The organism is Pseudomonas sp. PA-5-4B (genome assembly GCF_021606215.1).
GTDB classification, from domain to species: Bacteria; Pseudomonadota; Gammaproteobacteria; order Pseudomonadales; family Pseudomonadaceae; genus Aquipseudomonas; species Aquipseudomonas edaphica.
The window spans coordinates 1-3,740 of record NZ_WKDB01000131.1 but is presented as its reverse complement, the minus strand read 5'-3'; the positions used below and the strand labels follow the sequence as shown (position 1 = coordinate 3,740).

The 3,740-nt window shown below is 49.3% G+C and carries 5 protein-coding genes and 1 pseudogene; 5 read left to right on the top strand and 1 reads right to left on the bottom strand.

The window, feature by feature from the left end; genetic code table 11:
• Window positions 1-96 (bottom strand): annotated as a pseudogene (locus GIW28_RS30930) (DUF6124 family protein); the annotation flags it as partial.
• A gap of 387 nt (window positions 97-483) precedes the next feature.
• On the opposite strand from GIW28_RS30930, the gene GIW28_RS30450 reads away from it, so the two are divergent.
• The 5 genes from GIW28_RS30450 to dusA all read left to right on the top strand — a co-directional run.
• Window positions 484-1,323, top strand: coding sequence for a hypothetical protein (locus tag GIW28_RS30450; RefSeq protein WP_236490492.1), 840 nt, complete (start codon window positions 484-486; stop codon window positions 1,321-1,323).
• Between the two features lie 150 nt (window positions 1,324-1,473).
• Window positions 1,474-1,956 carry a Panacea domain-containing protein gene (locus tag GIW28_RS30445; RefSeq protein WP_236448189.1) on the top strand — a complete coding sequence of 161 codons (483 nt, stop codon included), beginning with the start codon at window positions 1,474-1,476 and terminating at the stop codon, window positions 1,954-1,956.
• A gap of 208 nt (window positions 1,957-2,164) precedes the next feature.
• Window positions 2,165-2,407, top strand: coding sequence for a CopG family ribbon-helix-helix protein (locus GIW28_RS30440; RefSeq protein ID WP_236448188.1), 243 nt, complete (start codon window positions 2,165-2,167; stop codon window positions 2,405-2,407).
• Window positions 2,397-2,681, top strand: coding sequence for a type II toxin-antitoxin system RelE/ParE family toxin (locus GIW28_RS30435; protein ID WP_236448187.1), 285 nt, complete (start codon window positions 2,397-2,399; stop codon window positions 2,679-2,681). Before GIW28_RS30440 ends, GIW28_RS30435 begins: the two co-directional genes overlap by 11 nt.
• Window positions 2,682-2,765: 84 nt before the next feature.
• Window positions 2,766-3,740 (top strand): tRNA dihydrouridine(20/20a) synthase DusA (gene dusA / locus GIW28_RS30430; protein WP_236490490.1); only part of this gene is annotated, 975 nt, incomplete at its 3' end.

The window sequence follows — 3,740 nt, the reverse complement described above, 5'->3', positions numbered from 1 at the left end:
GTAATGATGAATAGCGCGCTGAGCCGCAGCGTGAAGCTTGGCATCAATCGGTTCAGCGTTTGAAGCATGAGGCGGATTCGGTGTGACCTTGTGCATGGCGAAGCTCCTTTAGAATTCCAGGAACTACCAAACTCACTTCCACATGAGGGTGGCAGCTGTACGCAGGTGTGGAAGACCAGGGCTAAAGGACCCGGCGCACCGAAGTGCCCCGCGCACAGCCGCCATAAGCAATCATACAGACGTAAAAAAACGTCGGTAGGTGTTTATGGGCGATTGAACGCCTTCAGCTTGGTCGGACTTCCACATCCGGCCGCTGGATTGGCAGCGGCTGGAGGAGGTTAGCTAGAGGGGGTCTGAGGGGCAAGCTGAGAAACGCGTGGGAAATTTCCCAGAAAAATGAGGTATCACCTAGAATTTCCGGACTTTATTTATGGATGTCATATTGATATCATTAACGCCATGTACTCTCAATGGATTTGATGTATGTCTATCGACATGGAACCCAAAATAAAAAATAGTTCTATACTAACTCCTATGGATATAGAAGCTGACAAGAACATAGAGAAATGGCTTGTACATGCAAATAGATTTCTAAACAGATCAAAGCACAAAATAGGTACAGCAATAAGCAACAAGGTTTTGCAAATAAGCAAATACAACCTTATTCCAACCATACTAAGCTCAGTAATATTCAGTTATTTAGCACTCAATGACGACATAAAAGCATCTGTACGTCGACTGACCCCAGAGCCGATAAGAGCAGCAATAATCGAAAGCTTTAGCGTAAGTAGCATTACGCTCACCCTAGCCGTATCTGCAATAGTTATGGCAACATGGATTCTTTGTTCAAACAGCATAAGCGACATAATTTTAAAGCGTCAAAACAAAAGACTCACACACGAAATAGAAATCCTTAGACGCCAACACGACAGTAAAATAATTGACTGCACTGATTTATTCAGCAAATTTATCTACTCAACCTATAGAAAACTAAAATATGGCGTCACAGAACGAATCAGTTTATACGTATTAGAACTTGACCATTTCCGATGCGTTGGTAGACACTCTGATAACGAGAAGCACACGGAGTTCCCAAAGAAAATGTACGCTAAGGAATCAGGCTTAATTGGACATGCTTGGACGCTCGGAAATGCCAGTGTAACCGCCCTTCCGGATCCACTCATCGATCTAGAAAGTTGGGTCGCGGCGAACACCAGCACCGGAAAAATTTCAGACGCTACGCTTCGCGCTATAGGCATGAAAGCCGCTCACTACATTGCGTTCGAATCAAAAACAGCAAAAGCACCTCTGTGGCCATCATAGTTTTTGAATCTACCAATAGCGATCTACCGAACATAAAAACAATTGATACAGATTTTGGAAAAAATGAGTCAAGGACAATCGCCAATCTTTTAGACGCACTTAGACCTCACATGGTAAGTCTCGAGATCGCCAAGAAGGCAGGGTTCTAATATGAAAAACTCCCTAATTGAAATAATCAACTACATAATAGAAAAATACGAACCCTCTAAAAAAATTTCACTTTCCAGGCTAATTAAAATAATCTACCTAGCCGACTGGAAAGAGTCAATCACAAATAAAAAACAAATAACTAACATAGAATGGTTCTTCAACCTTAACGGCCCCTACAACCCCTTAATACTGAAAGAGTCAGAAAAAGAAAAAGGTATAAAAATAACCACCACACTCACTGAGAGTGGAAAAAAACATATAACTCTAGAGACAACTGAAGAAAAGAAAAACTATCTTGATACTGAAACCATCAAAATACTCGACTTCGTAATAGAAGCCACAAAAAATAAAAAACATATTGAATTAATAAAGTTAGTGGCGTCTACGTACCCCGTAATTTCAAGCGAGAAATTTCACACACTAAACCTTATAAAGAAAGCCGAAGAGTACAAAGAGTATTTGGACAATACGGAAGCCCCCTAGTAAACGAAAACTGTGCCGCCAGGGATATCGTGATATTTGGGTCAGACCACGATATCCGTCCTCCCAACCCGGTGAGTGAGAAAAACTTGAGCCGTCTAGATTTTTGAGCTATCGACCAAGTCTCAACCCGATAACGCGACGACCTGCTGATTTAAGCCCGCGCTCCACGGTGTAAGATGCTCCACAACCGTCCAACATCGAGGCTGCCATGACTGGTATCTCCCTAAACCTGCCAGAAGACCTGTCCAACTCTCTCGCCGATCTAGCCAAAACCAACGGCCAGACTGCGACCTATCTGGCGATGGACGTCCTCCGCGACTACATCGAGCACGAAAAAACGCTGACCGCTCAGATCGAGCTGGCAGTAAAAGAAGCCGATCAAGGCAAATTCGCCACCGCTGACCAAGTGGCAGCGATGCGCGCTAGGCGCTGGAGCCGGAATGCGGGTTGAGTGGCTTGAAAAAGCACTCAAAAATCTGGAAGACGAAGCAAACTATATCGCTCTCGAAAATCCAAAGGCGGCTGACGACTTCTCCGATGTAATCTTCGCCAGCGTCGACAAGCTAGCTCAGTTTCCCTCCATGGGCCGTGAAGGTCGGGTAAAACACACCCGAGAATGGGCGGTGCCCAACTGGTCCTATCTGATCCCGTATCGGGTACGCGAAGATCGCTTACAAATTCTTGGCATATTCCACACAAGACAACGTCCGCGCTCGAAGTGGTGAAGGCCGCGAAACACGCCCTTCCCACACCCAAGACCCATCCCTGATAAACTGCGCCCCATTCACCCCGCTGACTCAGATCCCTCAATGCCCCTACAATCCGCCCCACTCTCCCGCCGCTTCTCCGTCGCCCCGATGATGGATTGGACCGACCGCCACTGCCGGTACTTCCTGCGCCTGCTCTCCAAGCACGCCCTGCTCTACACCGAGATGGTCACCACCGGCGCGATCCTCCACGGCGACCACGACCGCTTCCTGCGCCACAACGAAGCCGAGCACCCACTCGCGCTGCAACTGGGCGGCAGCGTCCCCGCTGACCTGGCCGCCTGCGCGCGTATGGCTGAGGCTGCCGGTTACGATGAAGTGAACTTGAACGTCGGCTGCCCGAGTGATCGGGTGCAGAACAATATGATCGGCGCGATCCTGATGGCGCACCCGGCGCTGGTGGCGGATTGCGTGAAGGCGATGCGGGATGCGGTGTCGATTCCGGTGACGGTGAAGCATCGTATCGGGATCAATGGGCGGGACAGTTATGCCGAGCTGTGTGATTTCGTTGGGACGGTGAGGGACGCAGGGTGTACGAGTTTTACGGTGCATGCGCGGATTGCGATTCTGGAGGGGTTGTCGCCGAAGGAGAATCGGGATATTCCGCCGTTGCGGTATGACGTGGCGGCGCAGTTGAAGCAGGATTTCCCGGAGTTGGAGATTGTGTTGAATGGCGGGATCAAGACGCTGGAGCAGTGCCAGGCGCATTTGCAGGTGTTTGATGGGGTGATGTTGGGGCGGGAGGCTTATCACAATCCGTATTTGCTGGCGGAGGTGGATCAGCAGTTGTTTGGCAGTGCGGCGCCGGTGGTGAGTCGGGCGCAGGTGTTGGCGTTGTTGCGGCCTTATATTGCGGAGCATTTGGCCAGTGGTGGTGCGATGCATCACATTACTCGGCATGTGTTGGGGTTGGGGACCGGGTTTCCGGGGGCTCGTCGGTTCAGGCAGTTGTTGTCGGTGGATATTCATAAGGCGAGTGACCCGTTGGCTTTGTTGGATCAGGCTGGGGAGTTGTTG

What these genes read in the sequence shown, in the direction of transcription:
- GIW28_RS30450 (WP_236490492.1), top strand. Translation starts at nt 484, where the DNA reads ATGTCTATCGACATGGAACCCAAAATAAAAAATAGTTCTATACTAACT.
- GIW28_RS30445 (WP_236448189.1), top strand. Translation starts at nt 1,474, where the DNA reads ATGAAAAACTCCCTAATTGAAATAATCAACTACATAATAGAAAAATAC.
- GIW28_RS30440 (WP_236448188.1), top strand. Translation starts at nt 2,165, where the DNA reads ATGACTGGTATCTCCCTAAACCTGCCAGAAGACCTGTCCAACTCTCTC.
- GIW28_RS30435 (WP_236448187.1), top strand. Translation starts at nt 2,397, where the DNA reads ATGCGGGTTGAGTGGCTTGAAAAAGCACTCAAAAATCTGGAAGACGAA.